This window comes from Microbulbifer maximicatervae (SeqCode) (genome assembly GCF_052468295.1).
Genome location: NZ_CP174340.1, coordinates 217,863 through 236,396, shown reverse-complemented (window position 1 = coordinate 236,396; position 18,534 = coordinate 217,863). Strand labels below are relative to the sequence as shown.

Annotated in this window: 20 protein-coding genes; 12 read left to right on the top strand and 8 right to left on the bottom strand. The window is 50.7% G+C overall.

What is annotated here, in order from left to right:
- Positions 1-9: 9 nt before the first annotated feature.
- Genes ACJJIQ_RS01320 through ACJJIQ_RS01305 form a run of 4 tightly spaced genes read right to left on the bottom strand, consistent with a single transcriptional unit; the run spans position 10 to position 3,363 of the window.
- Positions 10-447 carry an ion channel gene (locus ACJJIQ_RS01320; protein WP_192879377.1) on the bottom strand — a complete coding sequence of 146 codons (438 nt, stop codon included), beginning with the start codon at positions 445-447 and terminating at the stop codon, positions 10-12.
- Positions 434-889, bottom strand: coding sequence for a tRNA adenosine(34) deaminase TadA (gene tadA, locus ACJJIQ_RS01315; protein ID WP_413664653.1), 456 nt, complete (start codon positions 887-889; stop codon positions 434-436). Before tadA ends, ACJJIQ_RS01320 begins: the two co-directional genes overlap by 14 nt.
- A 36-nt stretch (positions 890-925) precedes the next feature.
- Complete coding sequence (locus tag ACJJIQ_RS01310) at positions 926-1,729, bottom strand: putative RNA methyltransferase (protein ID WP_445363457.1); 804 nt, start codon at positions 1,727-1,729, stop codon at positions 926-928.
- The gene (locus ACJJIQ_RS01305; RefSeq protein ID WP_282933980.1) at positions 1,726-3,363 is read right to left on the bottom strand and encodes a GMC family oxidoreductase; all 1,638 of its coding nucleotides are present in this window, start codon (positions 3,361-3,363) and stop codon (positions 1,726-1,728) included. The genes ACJJIQ_RS01310 and ACJJIQ_RS01305 overlap by 4 nt, the downstream gene beginning before the upstream one ends.
- 84 nt (positions 3,364-3,447) lie before the next feature.
- Between ACJJIQ_RS01305 and ACJJIQ_RS01300 the strand changes: the two genes are divergently transcribed.
- Complete coding sequence (locus ACJJIQ_RS01300) at positions 3,448-4,137, top strand: class I SAM-dependent methyltransferase (RefSeq protein WP_445363456.1); 690 nt, start codon at positions 3,448-3,450, stop codon at positions 4,135-4,137.
- A gap of 26 nt (positions 4,138-4,163) precedes the next feature.
- Here ACJJIQ_RS01300 and ACJJIQ_RS01295 read toward each other — a convergent pair whose 3' ends face one another.
- Complete coding sequence (locus ACJJIQ_RS01295) at positions 4,164-4,316, bottom strand: hypothetical protein (RefSeq protein WP_413664650.1); 153 nt, start codon at positions 4,314-4,316, stop codon at positions 4,164-4,166.
- Between the two features lie 165 nt (positions 4,317-4,481).
- Between ACJJIQ_RS01295 and ACJJIQ_RS01290 the strand changes: the two genes are divergently transcribed.
- Both ACJJIQ_RS01290 and ACJJIQ_RS01285 read left to right on the top strand, forming a co-directional pair.
- Positions 4,482-4,970 carry a hypothetical protein gene (locus tag ACJJIQ_RS01290; RefSeq protein ID WP_413664649.1) on the top strand — a complete coding sequence of 163 codons (489 nt, stop codon included), beginning with the start codon at positions 4,482-4,484 and terminating at the stop codon, positions 4,968-4,970.
- A gap of 88 nt (positions 4,971-5,058) precedes the next feature.
- Complete coding sequence (locus ACJJIQ_RS01285; protein WP_413664648.1) at positions 5,059-5,553, top strand: RDD family protein; 495 nt, start codon at positions 5,059-5,061, stop codon at positions 5,551-5,553.
- 13 nt (positions 5,554-5,566) lie between these two features.
- Here the strand turns inward: ACJJIQ_RS01285 and lptG are convergent, their stop codons facing one another.
- Both lptG and lptF read right to left on the bottom strand, forming a co-directional pair.
- Complete coding sequence (gene lptG / locus ACJJIQ_RS01280; protein WP_444926902.1) at positions 5,567-6,628, bottom strand: LPS export ABC transporter permease LptG; 1,062 nt, start codon at positions 6,626-6,628, stop codon at positions 5,567-5,569.
- The gene (gene lptF / locus ACJJIQ_RS01275; protein ID WP_444906183.1) at positions 6,621-7,754 is read right to left on the bottom strand and encodes an LPS export ABC transporter permease LptF; all 1,134 of its coding nucleotides are present in this window, start codon (positions 7,752-7,754) and stop codon (positions 6,621-6,623) included. The genes lptG and lptF overlap by 8 nt, the downstream gene beginning before the upstream one ends.
- Before the next feature lie 189 nt (positions 7,755-7,943).
- Here lptF and ACJJIQ_RS01270 point away from each other — a divergent pair, with 189 nt between their 5' ends.
- From ACJJIQ_RS01270 to ACJJIQ_RS01235, 8 genes are all read left to right on the top strand, one after another.
- Positions 7,944-9,410, top strand: coding sequence for a leucyl aminopeptidase (locus tag ACJJIQ_RS01270; protein ID WP_444894984.1), 1,467 nt, complete (start codon positions 7,944-7,946; stop codon positions 9,408-9,410).
- Positions 9,411-9,539: 129 nt separating this feature from the next.
- Complete coding sequence (locus ACJJIQ_RS01265) at positions 9,540-9,962, top strand: DNA polymerase III subunit chi (protein ID WP_445363455.1); 423 nt, start codon at positions 9,540-9,542, stop codon at positions 9,960-9,962.
- Between the two features lie 24 nt (positions 9,963-9,986).
- On the top strand, positions 9,987-10,865 hold the full coding sequence (locus tag ACJJIQ_RS01260) for a hypothetical protein (RefSeq protein WP_445363454.1): 879 nt from the start codon (positions 9,987-9,989) through the stop codon (positions 10,863-10,865).
- 173 nt (positions 10,866-11,038) lie between these two features.
- The gene (locus ACJJIQ_RS01255) at positions 11,039-13,813 is read left to right on the top strand and encodes a valine--tRNA ligase (RefSeq protein ID WP_445363453.1); all 2,775 of its coding nucleotides are present in this window, start codon (positions 11,039-11,041) and stop codon (positions 13,811-13,813) included.
- A gap of 540 nt (positions 13,814-14,353) precedes the next feature.
- Entirely contained in the window at positions 14,354-14,977 is a 624-nt protein-coding gene (locus ACJJIQ_RS01250; protein WP_445363452.1) for a suppressor of fused domain protein, read from the top strand.
- 96 nt (positions 14,978-15,073) lie between these two features.
- The gene (locus ACJJIQ_RS01245; protein ID WP_445363451.1) at positions 15,074-15,478 is read left to right on the top strand and encodes an ABZJ_00895 family protein; all 405 of its coding nucleotides are present in this window, start codon (positions 15,074-15,076) and stop codon (positions 15,476-15,478) included.
- A 484-nt stretch (positions 15,479-15,962) separates the two neighbouring features.
- Positions 15,963-16,181, top strand: coding sequence for a DUF6500 family protein (locus ACJJIQ_RS01240; protein WP_444912246.1), 219 nt, complete (start codon positions 15,963-15,965; stop codon positions 16,179-16,181).
- 117 nt (positions 16,182-16,298) lie between these two features.
- A complete protein-coding gene (locus tag ACJJIQ_RS01235) occupies positions 16,299-16,553 on the top strand; it encodes a hypothetical protein (protein WP_444912245.1) in 255 nt (84 codons plus the stop codon).
- 142 nt (positions 16,554-16,695) lie between these two features.
- Here the strand turns inward: ACJJIQ_RS01235 and csrA are convergent, their stop codons facing one another.
- The gene (csrA, locus tag ACJJIQ_RS01230; RefSeq protein ID WP_444912244.1) at positions 16,696-16,884 is read right to left on the bottom strand and encodes a carbon storage regulator CsrA; all 189 of its coding nucleotides are present in this window, start codon (positions 16,882-16,884) and stop codon (positions 16,696-16,698) included.
- Between the two features lie 803 nt (positions 16,885-17,687).
- On the opposite strand from csrA, the gene ACJJIQ_RS01225 reads away from it, so the two are divergent.
- Positions 17,688-17,969: a hypothetical protein gene (locus ACJJIQ_RS01225; RefSeq protein WP_445363450.1), complete on the top strand. Its 282-nt coding sequence runs from the start codon at positions 17,688-17,690 to the stop codon at positions 17,967-17,969.
- Positions 17,970-18,534 lie beyond the last annotated feature (565 nt).

Below are 18,534 nucleotides of genomic sequence, written 5' to 3'. Positions count from 1 at the left end.
ACCCTATGATCAATTCTCCCAATAACGCTGCATTTTTAAAAACATAAAAGAAGCGGTCCAAGTAATCATTACCAGTCCCGTAAGGGCTTCAAGGCCAGCAGTAAAACGCAGATGCCCCAGGGGCTCGATATCACCGAAACCCAGTGAGGTATAAGTGGTGAATGAGAAATAGGCGCAGTCCAACAGGCTGCCATTAAAGTTGCCCACCAAAGTACCAAAATAAGGCGAATTCACCATAAAGTAGTAGCAGTAAGCAAACAGCCATATTTCAGCCACGTGGGCGATCAAAGCGCCAAACACCCCCAGGACAATCGCCAGGTTATGCTTGATCGGAATCCAGCGGCCAATCCTGGCAAGGGCACTCAATACTTCGTGGTGAATCAGGACGACGGTGGCGACAACTATTGAATTCACCACGAAAGCAAATGCCAGATCAGCGTCGATCATGAAAGAACTCGCGCACTAAATTGCTTGCCTCTTCCGCCATGACTCCCGACTCCACCGTAATCTTGTGATTGAAAAAGTTGGCCTGTGCCAATTCCAGCTGGCTCTCAACAACACCGGCCCGGGGTTCGGTAGCGCCGTATACCAACCGCCCTACCCGCGCATGTACCATTGCGCCAAAGCACATAGTACAGGGCTCAATCGTCACATATAAAGTGGTGTTTGGCAGGCGGTAGTTTTGTTGTTTATCTGCCGCTTGCCGCAGGGCTACGATTTCCGCATGGGCACTGGGGTCACAATTCCCAATCGGGCGATTACTGCCCTCCCCTATGATTTTTCCATCCTGGACTAAAACTGCACCCACCGGTACTTCACCACGCTCAGCAGCGAGTTGTGCAAGCTCCAGGGCTCGCCGCATAAATCCAAAGTCTCTGGGAGTCGCCATAACGCTGCTCTATTACCTCTACCTAGCAAATGCCTGTTATTTATGTTTAATAAAACGACGAATAACAAAGTCCGCTTCCAGCTCCAGGCTGTCGCGCTCTTCGAGTTTCTGTCGTTCTTCACGGTTGCCCTTCCAGGCAAAAGGCGTCATAGCGAGAAAATCTGCAATGGCCTGCTTGCCCTTCAATACGAAAGGGAAACAGCAACGCATATCGACTTCCGGCGTCAATTTCTCAATCACTTTTGGTGCGGGATGTTTACGCGGCTCTTTATAGAGGTACTTCTTTAGTGACCACAAGTGATCGGGGCCAGGGGATACATCTACCAAATGGCCACCGACTTTAATCACCCGCTCCATTTCATGATCGGGGGCTGGGGCAAAGATCTTCAGCAGGTTATCCACCGACTCCGAGACCACCGGCAAATTCACATTGCTGGCAACCACAAACTGGGCGCCACTGTCGCGCTTGGCAGCCATACGCACGCCGGATTTTGAAATGTCGATACCGGAAAGGCCGTGGCCATGCCAGCCGGCTGACTCAAGCTCCCGCAGGTAATACCCCTCACCACAACCGATATCCAGCAAACGGCGGCCGGGCTTATAGGGTAGAAGCGCCGAAATACTATCAACCAAAGGCCGATAGTAACCGGCGTGAAGAAAGCGCCGCCGCGCGTGAAGCATCTCCGAAGAGTCACCGGGATCTTTGCGGCGCTTGCGATAAACGGGCAACAAATTGACGTAGCCCTCACGCGCGCGATCAAAACTATGTCGATTGGTACAGTGCCAAGTATCTTTTCCTAAAGTTAAGGGGGCAGCACAAAGCGGGCATTGCCAAATCATTCAACTTCCTGAGTGTGTCTATTCTCTTTTACAAACGAGCGCGAAGACCGCTGCATAATCAAATCTGCCGCCTTCTCCGCAATAGCGATCACAGGCGCATTGGTATTGCCACTGATCAGGGTGGGCATTATGGAGGCGTCCACAACCCTCAGTCCATCCACACCGTGTACTTTTAGCTCGCTGTCCACTACAGCCAATTCATCACTCCCCATTCGACAGGTACCTATCGGATGGTAGATGGATTCTGCATGCTGGCGAATATAGTGGATGATTGACTCTCTATCACTCAACTTCTGCTCTGGGCGCAAGGACTTTTTCTTGTAGCGACTCAGTTCCTCCTGAGCGAGGATATCCTGTGCCATTTCAAATGCCTCCACCATTACCTGCAGATCCTCGGGCTCACTCAGGTAGTTGGGTTCAATTCTGGGCAGTTTGCGTGGATCGGTGGAGTCCAGAGTGATCTCACCGCGACTCTTAGGCCTCAGGGCACAGGCGTGAAGGGAGTAACCGTAGCAAGTACGCTTATTAAACCCGTGCTGGAAAGTCGGGACTGCCGTCATGTGGAACTGAATATCCGGGTTGCCCCCCGCCAGACTGGAACTGGCAAAGCCCCCCGCCTCGGCCACATTGCTGGTTAAGGGCCCTTTATTTAAAAAGATCAGTTCTGGCAGGCGCATTGCTGTGAGAAGCTTTGGCCATAGTGCCTCGGAAAAGCTAACCGCTTCAGAGGCTTCCACTACTTGGATGATATCCAGGTGGTCCTGTAGGTTTTTCCCAACACCGGGAAGGTGCGCTTGCGAAGTCACTCCAGATTTACGCAATTGGTCCTGATCCCCAATACCGGACAGCATTAATAGCTGTGGCGACTGGATAGCACCGGCACTTAAAATCACTTCCTTGTTCGCCAGGATTTTAGTGCCATCAAGCAATTCGACGCCGGTCGCTTTCTCTCCCCGGAGAATAATCCTCGCCACCTGACTGTTGGTACGAACATGTAGGTTAGAACGGCTGGAAACTGGGTGCAGATAAGCTGTAGCCGCAGAGCAGCGGCGCCCGCGCCGTTGGGTTACTTGGTAAAAACCCACGCCATTTTGCTGGCTGCCGTTGAAATCGTTATTCGGCCGGTGTCCCAGGGACTCAGCTGCGCGTAAAAAAGCATGGCCCGATCGGGTTTTCCACTTTAAATCCGAGACCGACAGAGGGCCGTAGCCACTGTGGTGCGCATCAGTACCCCGTTCATTGCCCTCCGACATTAAGAAGTAAGGCAACAAACCTTTCCAGCCCCAACCGGGATTACCCTCTGCTTCCCAGGCATCGTAGTCATCACTATTGCCACGGATATAAACCATGGCATTAATAGAGCTACTACCCCCGAGGGTCCTGCCCCTCGGCCAAAACAGTTTCCTGTCATTCAGGTGCTTTTGTGGCGTGGTATGGTGGTGTAGGTTATAGCGAGTACCCGGCAGTAACTCGCCAATACCCACAGGGATGGAGATCAAGGGGCTCCGATCTTTAGGACCCGCCTCCAGAAGACAAACTCGATTCTGCTCTTCGGCACTGAGCCGATTTGCTAAAACACAACCGGCGGAGCCGGCACCTACGATCACATAATCAAAAATCATTTGAGTGGACATGGGACCTCAGCACCTTTGTAGCTGGATGGTCCACTGACGGTACACTCAAGCTGTGAATAATGACAGGCTGGAGGTCACCCAAGCATGCCCAATTCCGAATTCAGTGATGATCAGGTACTCACCTGCTGGCATAAGAATGCTCATGAGTGGACTAAAGTAGTAGACAATGCCGCCATTCCCAGCCGCCGACTGGTCACTGATGCCGCCATTGTCAGCACAATCATGGCGTACCGGCCTGCGAGTATTTTAGATATCGGTTGCGGTGAAGGCTGGCTCAGTAGAAAACTGGCGGAGCAAGGTATTCGAGTCTGTGGTGTCGATGGCGTTAAAGATTTAGTGGATGTTGCCAGCGCTCGAGCAGGCGCCAATGAGTCCTACCGGCGATTGCAATACGAAGAAATTTGCGCCGAAAAACTGGAACAGCAGTTTGAACTTATCGTGTGCAACTTCTCCCTCATCGGAAAGGAATCTGTCGAGCAACTATTCAGCCATGCACGCGAGTTAATGCTGCCCGGTGGGTATTTTGTCATCCAAACTCTTCACCCCCATCAGGCCTGCGGTAATGAGCCCTATCGAGATGGATGGCGCCCGGGATCTTGGGAAGGTATTGAGGGAGATTTTGAAGAGGCCGCTCCCTGGTATTTCCGCACCCTGGAAAGTTGGGTCCAGCTATTTCGTGACAACAGCTTTGCCATAGAAGCGATTTACGAACCCAGAGCCGATAGCCAACCAACCCCATCCTCACTGATTATTTGTGGGAAAATTTTGCGGTAGCGCATTTTGGAACTCTTTCCTGGCACCTAAGCCCCGATCCGGTGGAAAGAGGAGCTATTCAAGACAATTTTTTCATCAGCATTGGCACAGAAATACCAAAACAATAATAAAAAAACATTGGCGGGCTCCTGCTCACGCTCGCGACCACTTAGACAAAAATGAAAAAGTATCCATTTCATGCGGCCTCCAAGGAAAGAGATGACTTTTTCGGACTGTCCAGTAAGTGGAGTTGCATCAGCCGCCTAATTAATTCGAAAAAATGCTTTGTTAAGGGTGACCCATAATAAATTCAACGACCGCTTGCGGCCATCGAAATGAGAAGTTGACACCCAGGGGTAAACAGAATGCTACTCTGCAGTTTCCGATTCAGCGCCAATCAACTAGTGCCAAAAACCGTTGGCCTATTTCTTCTGCCCGCGTGCTGCGTCTGTTCTGCCGATGAGTTATTTATCCCGGATTCCCATGAAACCCTGAATATGGAATCCGGCAGTCTGTTTTTCTCCGACAGTGCATTTGCTATGGATAACGAAGCACTGGTCCAGGCCGCCGAGTACTTGCGCACCAATAGTATGAGCAACGTACAGCGACGCCTGAATTACCAGTGGCTGCAGATGCACACCAATCCAGATAAGTTTAAGCCCCTGAAAGGTGGCAAGGCATTATCCAAAATCCTGCGAATGGGTCTAGAAACGTACAAGACACAGAACTCCCGCGCCGCACGTACAGGCTTGCTCAGGTACACCAACAACGAGGGCAAGATTGGCAGCTCGGTGGACTACGGCATCTCTCTGTCCGACGACAAATTCAAGTTCTCTTTTGAGCTGGAGTTTTAGGGAGCCCCTGAACTCAGGCGCGCTACCTCTCCTTCCCCGTTTACAGGTTTGTTAGAATCTCCGCCACTTAAAACCGGCGGAGATAACCGTGAGTAGCTCGAACACCCCCAAATCCTTTCCTGAACTCCCTGTTGCCGGGGTGGGTCCACGCCTGGCCGCACTGCTCTACGACACCCTGATACTTATGGGCCTACTGGTGGTTTACGGCTTTATCGCGCTGATGGTTGCCTCTACCGTGGTGGGCCTCAACTGCCAGCCCGAGGCAAATGACTACAACCCCTGTGTCAGCGGACCATTCTTCCAGCTGGGCGCTCTAGCGGTTATCGTAGGGTATTACTTCTGGTCCTGGAGGGCTGCGGGTCAAACTGTGGGGATGCGCGCCTGGCGCCTGCTGCTGGCGAGCCCAAACGGAGCCCAGCTCACTTGGCGCCAGTGTATCCTTCGCGCCATCGTAGCGCCGCTGTCTATTGCTTGTTTGGGACTCGGTTACTTCTCTGCTTGGGCCAGATCCGACAAGGCCACGTGGCATGACCTTATCTCCGAATCCGAGGTGCGCGTACTTCCCAAGAAGTCTAAAAAGTAGAAGGCCAGGGGCCCTAACGGGCCCGCTGCAGTAGATACCATCCCGCGCCAAAGCACAGCAATATCGGTAGCAGCACCGCGAGGAAAGGCGGGAAACCAAATACCAGGGAAGATGGCCCCAGCATATCCTGGACAAACTGAAACACCAGGCCAACCACCAATCCGGTAAACACACGCAGCCCGGTGGTTACTTCCCGCAGAGGGCCAAAAATAAAGGAAATCGCCACCATCACCAGACTGGCGATAGTGAGAGGCTGCAATACCTTTTTCCAGAACTGCAACCAGTAGCGACTGGAGTCCTCACCCTTGCGATCGAGGAAATTGCCGTAAGCCCACAAGCTGCGGGGTGACAGATCCGCTGGCAAAGGCACCACCAAGGCGAATAACTCTGGCGAAATCTCCGCCTTCCACTCGGTCGTAGGCAGCGCCTCACTCTCGGTATGCTCATCGGTGAAGATGGTCGTGCGGCTATTCTCCAACTCCCAGCGCTTGCCATCAAAATGGCCGCGCTCAGCAAACTCCACCTGCTCCAGCTCTCGATCGGCACCGAAGTGATAGCGGGTAACACCGTAAAGTTCGCCATCTGGCAGTGCCGCGTTGAAGTGAACAAACTCGCCGCTGTCTTTCAGCCACAGGCCACTTTCCAGACCGCTCGCCTCCAGCTCACCCAATGCCCGGGCTTTGTCACTCTCGGCAATTACATTGGTCTTGGGAATAACAAATTCCGCCAGGCCCAAGCCCAGTAAAATCAGCAGCATAATGGGCTTCATCACCGCCCAGGTAATCCGACCGATTGAGACTCCGGCAGACCGCATAACGGTCAGCTCACTGGTCCCTGCCAATGAACCCAATCCCACCAGACATCCCACCAGGGCGGAAAAGCCCAGCTGTTCATAAATACGCGCCGGCAATGTCCAACCCACATACTTCAGGGCATCGATAAAGCCGTAATCCTTCTTCAGCTCCCCCAACTGGTCCACTAATGCAAAGACCACAGTGAGGCCAAGAATAATCATCAGCGCGCCACCCACAGCAACAATAACGGTGCGGGCGATATATAAATCGAGCTTACTCACCTGGCGACTCCTTCACATCCTCGGGCAAACGCTTGGGCGGCGCCTTGCGCCAATTTCTTCCCGCTAACAGCAGCAAGCCGAGCAGTAAGAACGGCGGATGAACCAGCCAGATCATTGCCGGATTGGAAATCTTGCCGTCCTCAATCGCCCCCCTGACACCCTGCAGGATTACCAGGTAGGTGATATACAGCAGAATGGCCGGGATCATCTTCGCAAAACGCCCCTGGCGAGGGTTGGTACGGGATAATGGCACTGCGAGTACTGCAACCACCAATACCAATATCGGAAGGCTGAAGCGCCAGTAGAGGTAGGCCCGCTGCTGCGGATCATCTCCTTTAAGGAGATCCAGGGTTGAAGCCGATTCCATCTGGTCCTGCAAGCGGCTGCGCTCGCGAGGCACCTCCAGAATCACGGCGTAACTGTCAAATTTCATCTGGCGGTATTCCCGCTCACCGGGAACACCCTCATAGCGATAACCGTCGCGCAGCACCAAATAGCGCAGGCCCGTCTCAGGATCTATCTCCTGTACACCTTCACGAGCCCGGGTTACAACCTGCAGATCCGCCTCAGTTTCCTCTTCCGCACCACCCAACTCAGCCAGGAATACCCCCAACATGGTGGACTTATCTTCGCTCAGCGCATCGGCGTAATAAACCGCGCGGCCGCCCTGGGAGGACACAAATCTTTTTGGTACCAGGTGATCAAATTCGTTGCGCGCCTTTTCTGCATTTAACAGGCTGGTGGAGCGCTCCATACCCGCCGGAGAGAAATACAGGCTCATGGACGCCACCACCAGCGCCAGCATCAGTGCTGGAATCATGGTATAGCCCAGCAAACGCCAATCGCTAAAGCCACAGGCGTGCAGAACCGTCATTTCACTTTCTATATAAAGGCGGCCATAGGAGAGGAGAATCCCCACAAACAGGCCCAGCGGTAATACCAGTTCCAGGAATCCCGGCAAACGGAATCCCATCAGGGAGAACAGGATATTCGCCGAAATATCACCGGCGGCAGCTTCCGCCAGGTATTTCACGAATCGGCCGCTCATCACAATTAACAGCAAAATTGCGCTAACCGCTAGCGTGGCAAACAGCAGCTCGCGGCAGAGATAGCGAAAAATAATCACAGGGCGAACAAATTCCTTGGTGACAGCGGTGTGATGGTGTCTGAATCAAAAACGAGCAAGTTTCCCTCTAGGTACAGCAATCCACAGGCAGGCGGGTTAAACTTGTGCGACGCATTATCACTAAAAATTCTTGCTATGTCTCGGCCTAGAGACATGCAATCTATTGTCAGATTTTAAGGAAAGCGAAAAATGCAGTTCTCCGCCAAGGTTGCAGATATCAGTAAACAACGCAGTGCCTGCTCTATTATTTCAGCAGATGCCAAAAATAACCTCAGCGAAAGTGGAAAAAGCCTGGATAAATTGACCGGGGGAATGATTGCAAAAATCCTCAAGCGCGGGGACTTGGGGGCCAAATCCGGCAGCACCCAGCTGATCAATCTTATCGACGTTCCCAGCGAGCGCGTTCTGGTCGTGCGCACCGGTAAAGGCACCATCAGCCAAGCGGAATTCCGCAAGCTGGCAGCCAGCAGTGCCAATGGGGTAAAAAACTTTAAAGAGGCCGCGAGCTACCTCTGCGAAGTAGAAGTTGAAGGTGCCGATAATCGCTGGAAAGCACAGCAAATCGCCATGGCCGCCGGTCTGGCAAGTTATCGCTACACCCTGTCCCGCACCGATGCAAAGCCCCTACCCCTAGCGAAATTCACCATCCACGCCCCAGAGAAAAAGCAGCTGAAAGCTATTCAAGGCGGCATGGAAGTGGGTGCCGCTCAAGCTCTGGGCAGTAATGTCGCCCGTGATTTGGGAGATCTCCCAGGCAATATCTGCACCCCCAACTACCTGGTTGCCCAGGCGAAGGCGCTGGCTAAAAAACACGCAAAGCTCACCACCAGCGTGCTGGACGAAAAGAAAATGAAAGCCCTGGGCATGGGTGCATTCCTCAGCGTATCCAAGGGCAGCGACGAGCCCCCCGCGCTGATTGCCATGAACTACAAAGGTGGCAAAGCCAGCGAAAAACCAGTGGTATTGGTCGGTAAAGGCATCACCTTCGATAGCGGCGGCATCAGCATCAAGCCGGGCCAGGCTATGGACGAAATGAAATACGACATGGGCGGTGCCGCCAGTGTCTTCGGCGTAATGAACGCCCTGGTTGAACTGCAGCCTTCTATCAACGTAGTAGGCCTGGTTGCCGCTGCTGAAAATATGCCTAGCGGCCGCGCCAGCAAGCCCGGTGATGTTGTGACTTCCATGTCCGGCAAAACCATCGAAATCCTCAACACCGATGCCGAAGGCCGCCTGGTTCTGTGCGATACGATCACCTACGCAGCCAAGTTCAAGCCCAGCGCAGTGATTGATATCGCCACCCTCACCGGTGCCTGTGTTATTGCCCTGGGCCATCACGCCACCGGTCTCTACGCCAATAACGAAGAACTGGCCAAGAGCCTTCTCCAGGCTGGCGAAACTACTGGCGACCGCGCATGGCAAATGCCGCTGTGGGACGAGTACCAGTCCTCCCTGGATTCCAATTTTGCCGATATCCAAAATATCGGTGGGCGCGAAGCCGGTTCAGTAACCGCTGCCTGCTTCCTGGCGCGTTTTGCCAAAGACTACAAGTGGGCACATATGGATATTGCCGGTAGTGCCTGGAAGTCCGGCGCACAGAAAGGTGCAACCGGCCGTCCGGTTCCCCTACTGGTTGAATATCTACTGGGCAAATAAGTAGCCAAAGCGCACAATAGCCGCCGGCACCATCGGTGCCCGGCGCGCCGGGCGGTCCATTGATTAATGGGCCGCTTTTGTTTTTGGCAGCGTATCAATATGGCCGGGATTATTTGACCAGTATCTGTAATGACTCGCATTGATTTCTATATTCTCTCTTCCGACAAACCGGAACACGCCGATATTTTTGCCTGCCGCCTGGCTGAGAAAGCCTTCCGCGCGGGTATGCGTGTATTAATCGCGGTGGACGACCCGCAACGGGCGGAGCAGATGGATCAACTGCTGTGGACATTTCGCGAGGACAGTTTCCTGCCCCACGCCCCACAAACTGAAAACCAGCAGGCGCAAATAGAAATTAACAGCGGAGAAGACCCCGCAGATCACCACGGCTTACTGATCAATCTCTGCTCCAAAGTACCCAAGTGGTTTAGCCGCTTTGAACGCTTAGCCGAAGTTGTGATCCAACAACCGGAACCATTAAAACGGTCCCGATTGCGATTTGGTCACTTCCGCGATCGCGGATATCCGTTACAATCCCATAAGATCAATTAGAGCCTCTAACTACGTCCGAGAGTCATGTCCGGCAAAAAAAACAAACACAAGCACCGCGGACAGCAGCGCAAGCAGCCCAGTGAATTTCTGGATGAACTTAATTCACTGCACAACTTGCTTGTCACCGACGAGAACAATGAAGAAATCCCCGTGCTCAGCCAGGTGGCCAAGCAGGGTAATCCTGTAACCCCTGAGCCCCCCACACTTCCCACTATTGCCGACATACCAAAACCCAGTGGGACACCGGCTACCAGTGAGTTCGAAGATATCGACACCTCACTGGAAGATATCGACTTGCCGATTTTATTTTCACCGGTTGAAGAAGAGATGCTGGCCCAGCAATCCCTGTCGCTGGCAGAGTCTGACCTGGCTCTATTGCGCCCGCTTCAAGAGCTGGCTGTAGAGGATGAGGAACCGCAAGCTTCCGCAGAAACCGGGCAAATCGAAGAAGAGCCCGTTGAAGATAAACCGCTTGAAACACCGTTAGAGCAGAATTCCCGGGAAACCAAAACTGAAGATTTCCCAGAGGCCGAACCGGAGAGACAGCCCAAACCCCGAACGGAAAATCCGTTCCTGCCAAATCATATTCGCTCCCGCCTCACCGGTGGACGGCCCCTGCCAGTTGAAGAAAATACCCAAGTAACCGAAGCAACAGTGCCCCCGGAAACAGAAGCCCCAGCAACAGTGGCCCCGGCCCCGGAAGTAAAGGAAGAAGCTGAACTTCCAAGCACTGAGGCCCAAGCCGCCGAAGAAGATCCGGCCGCAGACCCTGAGCCCTCCGCCAAAGAGCGCCAGCGCCAGGAATTGATCGAGCAACTCGTCGCCCAGCAGCTACCCAAACTGGAGCGCCGCCTGCGCGCCCAAATAGAACACGTGGTCGACGAGCTCGGCGTTTGGGATTAAGAGACGGCCTAAGGGAGCCTCTGAATAACTCCCTAAGCTCAAATACCGCCTTTTGCCCACCAGACCCCGGCGGTATAATTGCCGCCTTTTCCGCGCAGCCCGAGCAAGCACCAGACTATCCTGAGCCAAAACGCTGTGCACGCAGTCAGTTAAACACAAGGTTTCCCGCCCGCATGGACAAAACATACCAGCCCAACGCCATCGAACAGCAGTGGTACAAAACCTGGGAGGAGAACGGCTACTTCAAGCCTTCCGGGGATACTGAGGCCAAGCCCTACAGCATTATGATCCCGCCGCCGAACGTCACCGGCAGCCTGCATATGGGCCACGGTTTCCAGGAGTCCATCATGGACGCCCTGATTCGCTACCACCGCATGCAGGGAGACAACACCCTCTGGCAAGTGGGCACCGACCATGCCGGTATCGCCACCCAGATGGTGGTAGAGCGCCTGCTGGGCGCCGAAGGCGTATCCCGCCACGACCTGGGCCGCGACAAGTTTATTGAGAAGGTCTGGGAGTGGAAGGAAGAGTCCGGCGGCACCATTACCCGCCAGCTGCGCCGCCTGGGTGCCAGCCCCGACTGGTCCCGCGAACGCTTCACCATGGACGACGGCTTCTACAAAGCGGTGCAGGAAGTCTTTATCAAACTGTATGAAGACGGCCTGATTTATCGCGGCAAGCGCCTGGTGAACTGGGACCCGAAATTCCACACCGCGATCTCAGACCTGGAAGTATTAAACGAAGAGAAGCAGGGCCACTTGTGGCACTTCCGCTACCCGCTCTCCGACGGCTCCGGCCACTTGGTAGTTGCCACTACCCGCCCGGAAACCATGCTCGGCGATACCGCCGTAGCTGTACACCCGGAAGACGAGCGCTACCAGCACCTGATCGGCAAGACCATCAAGTTGCCCCTGGCGGATCGCGAAATCCCGATTATTGCCGACGAATACGTCGACCGTGAATTCGGCACCGGCTGTGTAAAAATCACCCCGGCCCACGACTTCAACGACTACGAAATGGGCCAGCGCCACAACCTCGAGATGATCAACATCCTCGATGCCGACGCCCACCTGAACGACGCAGTGCCGGAAAAATACCGAGGCATGGAGCGCTTTGCCGCGCGCACCCAGATTGTCGATGACCTGGACGCCCTCGGCCTGCTGGAAAAAGTAGAGCCCCACACCCTCAAGGTCCCTCACGGAGACCGCTCCGGTGCCGTGATCGAGCCCTGGCTCACCGATCAGTGGTACGTAAAAACCCAGCCCCTGGCCGATGAAGCCATCGCCGCCGTTGAAGATGGCCGCGTTGAGTTCGTACCGAAGAACTACGAAAACATGTATTTCTCCTGGATGCGCGATATCCAGGACTGGTGTATTTCCCGCCAGCTGTGGTGGGGCCACCGCATCCCCGCCTGGTACGACAACGAAGGCAATGTCTACGTTGGCCGCAGCGAAGAGGAAGTGCGCGAGAAGCACAACCTGGGCGCCGATATCAGCCTGCGCCAGGACGACGACGTACTCGATACCTGGTTCTCCTCCGGCCTGTGGACCTTCGGCACCCTGGGCTGGCCGGAAGATACCGAAGAACTGAAAGCCTTCCACCCCAGCTCCGTACTGGTCACCGGCTTCGATATAATTTTCTTCTGGGTCGCGCGCATGATGATGCTGACCCTCTACTTCAAGAAAGAAGTACCGTTTAACACCGTGTACGTGCACGGCCTGGTGCGCGACAACCACGGCCAGAAGATGTCCAAGTCCAAGGGCAACGTGATCGATCCTATCGACCTGATCGACGGTATCGACCTAGAGACCCTGGTAGAGAAACGCACCACCGGCTTGATGCAGCCGCACCTGCGCGAGAAGATCGAAAAGCAAACCCGCAAGGACTTCCCCGAAGGTTTCTCTGCATTTGGTACCGATGCCCTGCGCTACACCTACTACTCACTGGCTTCCACCGGCCGCGACATCAAGTTTGATGTGGGCCGTATCGAAGGCTTCCGCAATTTCTGTAACAAGATCTGGAATGCCTCCCGCTATGTACTGCAAAACTGCGAAGAGCACGATTGTGGACAAGACGGCAGCACGGATTTTGAACTGACTATCGCCGACCGCTGGATTATTTCCCAGCTGCAGCGCACCGAAATCACCGTACGCGAAGCCATGGACACCTACCGCTTCGACCTCGCCTCCCAGGCCCTGTACGACTTTATCTGGAGCGAGTACTGCAGCTGGTACCTGGAACTGTCCAAACCGGTACTGTGGGACGACAACGCGTCCGACGCAGTGAAGAAAGGCACCCGCCGCACCCTGATCCGCGTACTGGAAACCATTTTGCGTCTGGCCCACCCGCTGATGCCGTTTATCACTGAAGAAATCTGGCAGCGTGTAAAAACCCTCGCCGGTTCCAACGGTGACACCATTATGCTGCAGCAATACCCTGAGGCCGATAACAGCAAGATCGACGAGGAAGCGGAAGCGGCTGTTGCCTGGTTGAAGCAGGTTATTGAAGGCGTGCGTAATATTCGCGGTGAAATGAACATTTCCCCGGCGAAGAAAATCCCACTGATCCTGCGCGGCGGTTCCAACCGTGACAAAGAACTGCTGGAGCAAGCCCGCAGCCTGCTGATCAAACTGGCCAGCCTCGAAGAAATCACCTGGCTGGAAAGTGGAGAAGCTGCACCCGCCTCCGCCACGGCCCTGGTAGGCGATATGGAGTTGCTGGTACCCATGGCCGGCCTAATCGACGTTAAAGCCGAGAGTGCCCGTCTACAAAAAGAGATTGATAAACTTTCCAAGGAACTCGCACGAGTTGAAGGCAAACTCAACAATCCCAAGTTTGTAGACAAAGCCCCCGAAGCCGTTGTTGCCAAGGAGAAGGACAAGCTCGCGGAAATGAAAGGTGCTCACGAGCGTCTGCAACAGCAGCTTGAAGAAATCAGCAACCTGTAAGGGTTCTGGTAATCCGCTCCGATAAAAAACGGATCTGACTTAAAAAAGGGGGCTCTGCCCCCTTTTCTTTTTTTTGATATAAATCAAGCAACCCCTTCTTGAACTAGTGCCTTTTGATTTTCTATCAACTTCAGAATCCGAGTATTTGCCCAATGTACCTGCATCGCTTGTGGATTTGCCAGATCTAATATCAGCTTTACCTAAGTGGTATACGACCTAAAGCGCACGAAAACGCTTCAAGCACCACCCTATTTTTCAACCCTCCTAAGTACCTGATTAGAAATCAACATGATTTTCAATTGGTTTGGCTGTTATTTTTTACAAAGATCATGAATGATTGAAAGCTCTAGGAAACTAGAGAAAGTCTATTCAGTGGGCAAAGTGATCATTTTTGTATTTGGGACAAGAGTTCAAGCTTATGTGTGATTTATTGATTCCTCAAGGTTTTACGCATTTTTTCGCTAGATTGATTCCAGGATCATAATCATGATAATAGTGGTCAGATTGATTACTATATAAATATTATGTGAAGGAAAAAGTATGAGCTTCCTTGAAGACTCCTGGAAAGAACGAGAAGAAACAATATACAGGGGAATATTTGGTGATCTAGGACCCGGAATTTATACTTTATCAAACGAAACCTTTGATCGCATGAATGCTAAGGCTGTTGATCCTCGTTGGTTAACGCATGGAGTTTTCAAGAGTCAGCCATCCGAAACAAGGAATACCTGGGCTTATGTTACATCTGGTATGTCCAACCCTTGGGAGACTGAGGAGCCAGAAGAGTTTTCTGGATTGGGCGTAGAGTTTATCATGGAAACAGACGAAGAGGCGGATTGGGCAATTGGAGTTTTACAAACCTTAATGGCTTATAATTTACTTCTCATTTCTGGTCAGATGGGCAATTTTCCGCCCCTTTATTATGGGCACCGTGTTCCCCTTGCACTTTCTACTTCCATAAAAACGATGATGTTTACTCACCCTGTGAATTTCCCAGAAAACTTTGCCATTAAATCTGGAGCAGTCAATCTTATTCAGGTTGTAGGTATCACACCATCAGAATTAGAGGCTGCAAAAGAAACATCATCTGATGAGATAAGACAAAAAATAATTAGTAAGGCAGGTGGTTTGGTCACAAATAAGGAACGAGAAAGTGTGGCATAAATCATATAACGAGCTCAGCCATAAACGCCCATCCAGCTAGACTCGTCGCCGCGCTCCTCGCTTATGCTGAGGGCATTAACTACACAAGGAGAAGTAATGAGCATTCGAGGAGTATTAACCCGGTTCACTTTAACTTATATAACACTGATTTTCATCGTAGGGTTTACACTTAACTACTTTGGCATTGACAGTAATAGCGGCGTAAATATCGGAATATTATTAGGCACGATATTTTGGGTATGTTCTTCTTTTGCTAATAAGAATCGTCGCTATTTCAATAAAGGTGAAAAAACCAGGGTAGTGATTGGTCTCATCACAATTAACATACTTATTCAAGCTATTTTCGGAGCTATCGCACTTTCCGAATCTGGTCATGAAGTAAGCGGTTCAGTTCTTTTGTTCTCAGTTGCGATTATCGGAGCTATTCATGCAGTCGCTATCTATTTCTTCGTAGGGTTTGCGAAAAAAACACTAATTAAGCAAGGCATCATAGAGAGTTAAGAAGGCCAGCCCGAGGGATGCCAAAACCTCCGTTTTGGTTTTGGCGCCCCCTGCTGGCAGAACTATGGTTAAAATGGGAATCGAGAAAATTGGAAACTTTGATCCCAATTATACTTTTTGTCTTATTTATCTATGCAATTTTATTATTGATTATTGGGTTCGTTAAATATGGACTATTTCTGATTCAAGAAAGAAGCACTGGGCAAATAGAAAAAATAGTAAAAACATATAGATTTACTTTCACCACAAAACTTAGCAATCATTTAAACTTCATCAACACCTTTATGTTGGCTATACTTATATCGTTTATAGTAGCTGGGCTTATATATGTGCTTAAACTTTTCAACTAAGCACTAGCAAACCATATTAAACGTGTCGTGGTTCATCGGTAAAGCCGATAGGATCTTTGTTCCGCTGCTTACAACTACACTATAGAGCCACAAATGTAGACGGCATGGTGCTGTAAAATTAAGGAAAAAGTTTTTTGAGAGCAGATCTTAGGAAAAAGATTATTGACGTTTGTGACCAAAAAATAGAAAAGAAAGGTAGTAATGTAGGAGTATCTTTCTATGCATTTTTCAAAAACAAGAATGATCAGCCAGAAATTCTAATGGAGGCCGCGAAGTGGTGGATAGAAACGCACCAACTTGATCATTTTGAAAAGGCCGAAAAAATCAAATCAATGATCAAGGCTGGTGTTTAACATGGTAACTTCCGGTCAAATTATCCAGCATCATAATAATATGCTCAAAGACGCACTACGGGCTGGACTCTGGTGCTTTCACACCTCCACGCTCTACCGTAGGCGCTATAAGTCCATATGAGTAAAGAAAAATTAAAGCATAGTTGTAAGCAAAATCAGTACGAAGATGCTGAAATTCTCTATCAAAAAATTAATCAAGTGGAATGGGGTTGGGTTCTTTCGCAGTGGCAATCTGCGACTGAATTTGATATTGAGGATGGTTATAAAGGGAAAGTTGGCTCACAGATGTGCTCTCATCACCTCCTTATAAGATACTGCCCATTTTGTGGTGAAGATCTTAAAAATAGAAGAGAAGTGCATAGTAGCTTATAACAAGCTAATAAACTTCGCGCGTGAAAGACACACGCCGAATAGCTTACGATACGCTCCAGCTGCCAGTTATTAGAACGTTAACCCTATCGCCTAGCGGATTGAACACGCCAACGCGCGCCCTTGCTTAGGGCGCTCCGTAATCTCAACCAACTTCATCCCCCAGCACCCTCTCCTGTTGGACACGTCTATAGATTTCCTCACGGTGAACAGGTAGAGATTTTGGGGCACGTATGCCTATCTTTACCTGATTGCCCTTAACTTCCAATACCGTAATTGAAACGCTCGCTCCAATCCGTAAGTTTTCACCCGTCCGGCGCTTTAAGATCAACATAATTGCTTCCTATGAATACTCAAACCATGCGTAGACCTCCCTTAATGGAAGGATTTGAAAGTAACTTTTAAGGAAGTATCAGGTGGAGCGCGAGAACGGTAGGCATAGAGGTAGAAAAGGCAGACGCAACGCTTCCAGAGCCAGGGGACATGCCCCAAACTACTGAATGGACTCCACTTTATTGAAGACGAGCGGGTTTCTAGCGTATGATCCATATAGCCATTTTGATAGTCTAGTTATCAATTTGGTTAGCTGGCCCCGGGTGTTCCACCACCTTGGGTCAGCGCCTTTTACTTACTCTTACGTCACGCTACCGTTCTCCTTTGAGGGAATGGTTCTTTTAGAAAATTCTTGGGTTTCTTGAAGCTCTTTGGGCATCGCCCTTTAGAAGGCTGCTCAATGACGACCCAAATACCGATAAATATCCACCGATTTTACGCAGCTTTGACACTAAAACAAACTCCAATAAAATCCAATAAGATTATTTTTGTGCCTATATTTTTAGTTGCTCATGCTTTGGAAATTTCGGCTGTGCATAAGAATGGCTGTGAAAATTAATATCCCCATCCGCTCCCACACTGGAATTCAGAAAAAATAGATCATCAATAGTGCTGAAATGTCTTCCACATATCTACAGAAAAGATCTATCGATAGACCAAAGTAGCTTGCAGACTGTTAGGGTATTACTGCGGGGTTTAGGAACCTCTAAACAACCCAGTGATGCTTCTACTTACAGAGCGGTCACAATCAGAACGCAGCTTCGCAGGAATGCCTAGACCTTAGAAGAGGTCGCAACACCGTGTATGAATCACTCTGAAAGCCCTGCGGGCCGAGCCTTGAAGGCCACAGCTGCTGTGTTGCAGCGCTTACAAAGTGCTACAGCCATTCGCGGCGAACCGCATCTAACATCCTTAGCCTTCAAGATCCGCAGAGATATTACAGAGTTATTCAGAAGCACCCTAGATACCTTCCCCCCCCCAACTAGCACCAACCTGCAAAAGTTGGTGAATGCTTGCTTAGGGATTTACGATCATATTGACCATGATATTGGGGAACAAGAAGATACACAAAAAAATAATATTTAAATCAGTGGGTTACAGTCTAGTGCTAAAATTGGGATAATAGTCAAATGATCGTTTTTCCCGTTTGCACGAACCTATCAGGACACTTGAAGTCCACGGGTTTAAATAGAAATTTAAACTTTGGCGTAGAAATTGATTCTGAGATAATAATCATGATAATAGTAGCCAGAATAATCACTATATAAATGTTAAATCCTATCAGATTCAAGAATATTCAAATGAGGTTAATTACTTTTTACTTTGCAGTATCCTTGTGTCAGCGTGTGCAACGAAGAGCACTCCGCCCCATTCATTTGAGAAGAAATTAGAGCAGAGGAAAGAGTAGCAAGTAAAAAAATATGGCCCCCGTGTCGGTGATGGAAAAATTACGAATTTAGAAGTCCTCCGTATCATAGGGAATGAATCAATCTACGAAGTCTTATTTGATTATGAAATTAAAGGGTTCGTAGAGAAACCTGGATTCTATAGCTGTAATATCGCTAAAAACATATCTAGCGAAGGAGTAGTTTTCAAGCGTGAAAGGGTCGAGTGTTATATTAACTCAGCATCCGGGAGCATTCAGATTTAT

Bases quoted from the DNA above. Each gene is read 5' to 3' on its own strand.
- csrA (WP_444912244.1), bottom strand. From the start codon at position 16,884: ATGTTGATCTTAAAGCGCCGGACGGGTGAAAACTTACGGATTGGAGCG.
- ACJJIQ_RS01295 (WP_413664650.1), bottom strand. From the start codon at position 4,316: ATGAAATGGATACTTTTTCATTTTTGTCTAAGTGGTCGCGAGCGTGAG.
- ACJJIQ_RS01255 (WP_445363453.1), top strand. From the start codon at position 11,039: ATGGACAAAACATACCAGCCCAACGCCATCGAACAGCAGTGGTACAAA.
- tadA (WP_413664653.1), bottom strand. From the start codon at position 889: ATGGCGACTCCCAGAGACTTTGGATTTATGCGGCGAGCCCTGGAGCTT.
- ACJJIQ_RS01290 (WP_413664649.1), top strand. From the start codon at position 4,482: ATGCTACTCTGCAGTTTCCGATTCAGCGCCAATCAACTAGTGCCAAAA.
- ACJJIQ_RS01310 (WP_445363457.1), bottom strand. From the start codon at position 1,729: ATGATTTGGCAATGCCCGCTTTGTGCTGCCCCCTTAACTTTAGGAAAA.
- ACJJIQ_RS01260 (WP_445363454.1), top strand. From the start codon at position 9,987: ATGTCCGGCAAAAAAAACAAACACAAGCACCGCGGACAGCAGCGCAAG.
- ACJJIQ_RS01225 (WP_445363450.1), top strand. From the start codon at position 17,688: ATGAATCACTCTGAAAGCCCTGCGGGCCGAGCCTTGAAGGCCACAGCT.
- ACJJIQ_RS01270 (WP_444894984.1), top strand. From the start codon at position 7,944: ATGCAGTTCTCCGCCAAGGTTGCAGATATCAGTAAACAACGCAGTGCC.
- ACJJIQ_RS01265 (WP_445363455.1), top strand. From the start codon at position 9,540: ATGACTCGCATTGATTTCTATATTCTCTCTTCCGACAAACCGGAACAC.
- ACJJIQ_RS01250 (WP_445363452.1), top strand. From the start codon at position 14,354: ATGAGCTTCCTTGAAGACTCCTGGAAAGAACGAGAAGAAACAATATAC.
- ACJJIQ_RS01235 (WP_444912245.1), top strand. From the start codon at position 16,299: ATGAGTAAAGAAAAATTAAAGCATAGTTGTAAGCAAAATCAGTACGAA.
- ACJJIQ_RS01300 (WP_445363456.1), top strand. From the start codon at position 3,448: ATGCCCAATTCCGAATTCAGTGATGATCAGGTACTCACCTGCTGGCAT.
- ACJJIQ_RS01320 (WP_192879377.1), bottom strand. From the start codon at position 447: ATGATCGACGCTGATCTGGCATTTGCTTTCGTGGTGAATTCAATAGTT.
- ACJJIQ_RS01305 (WP_282933980.1), bottom strand. From the start codon at position 3,363: ATGTCCACTCAAATGATTTTTGATTATGTGATCGTAGGTGCCGGCTCC.
- ACJJIQ_RS01245 (WP_445363451.1), top strand. From the start codon at position 15,074: ATGAGCATTCGAGGAGTATTAACCCGGTTCACTTTAACTTATATAACA.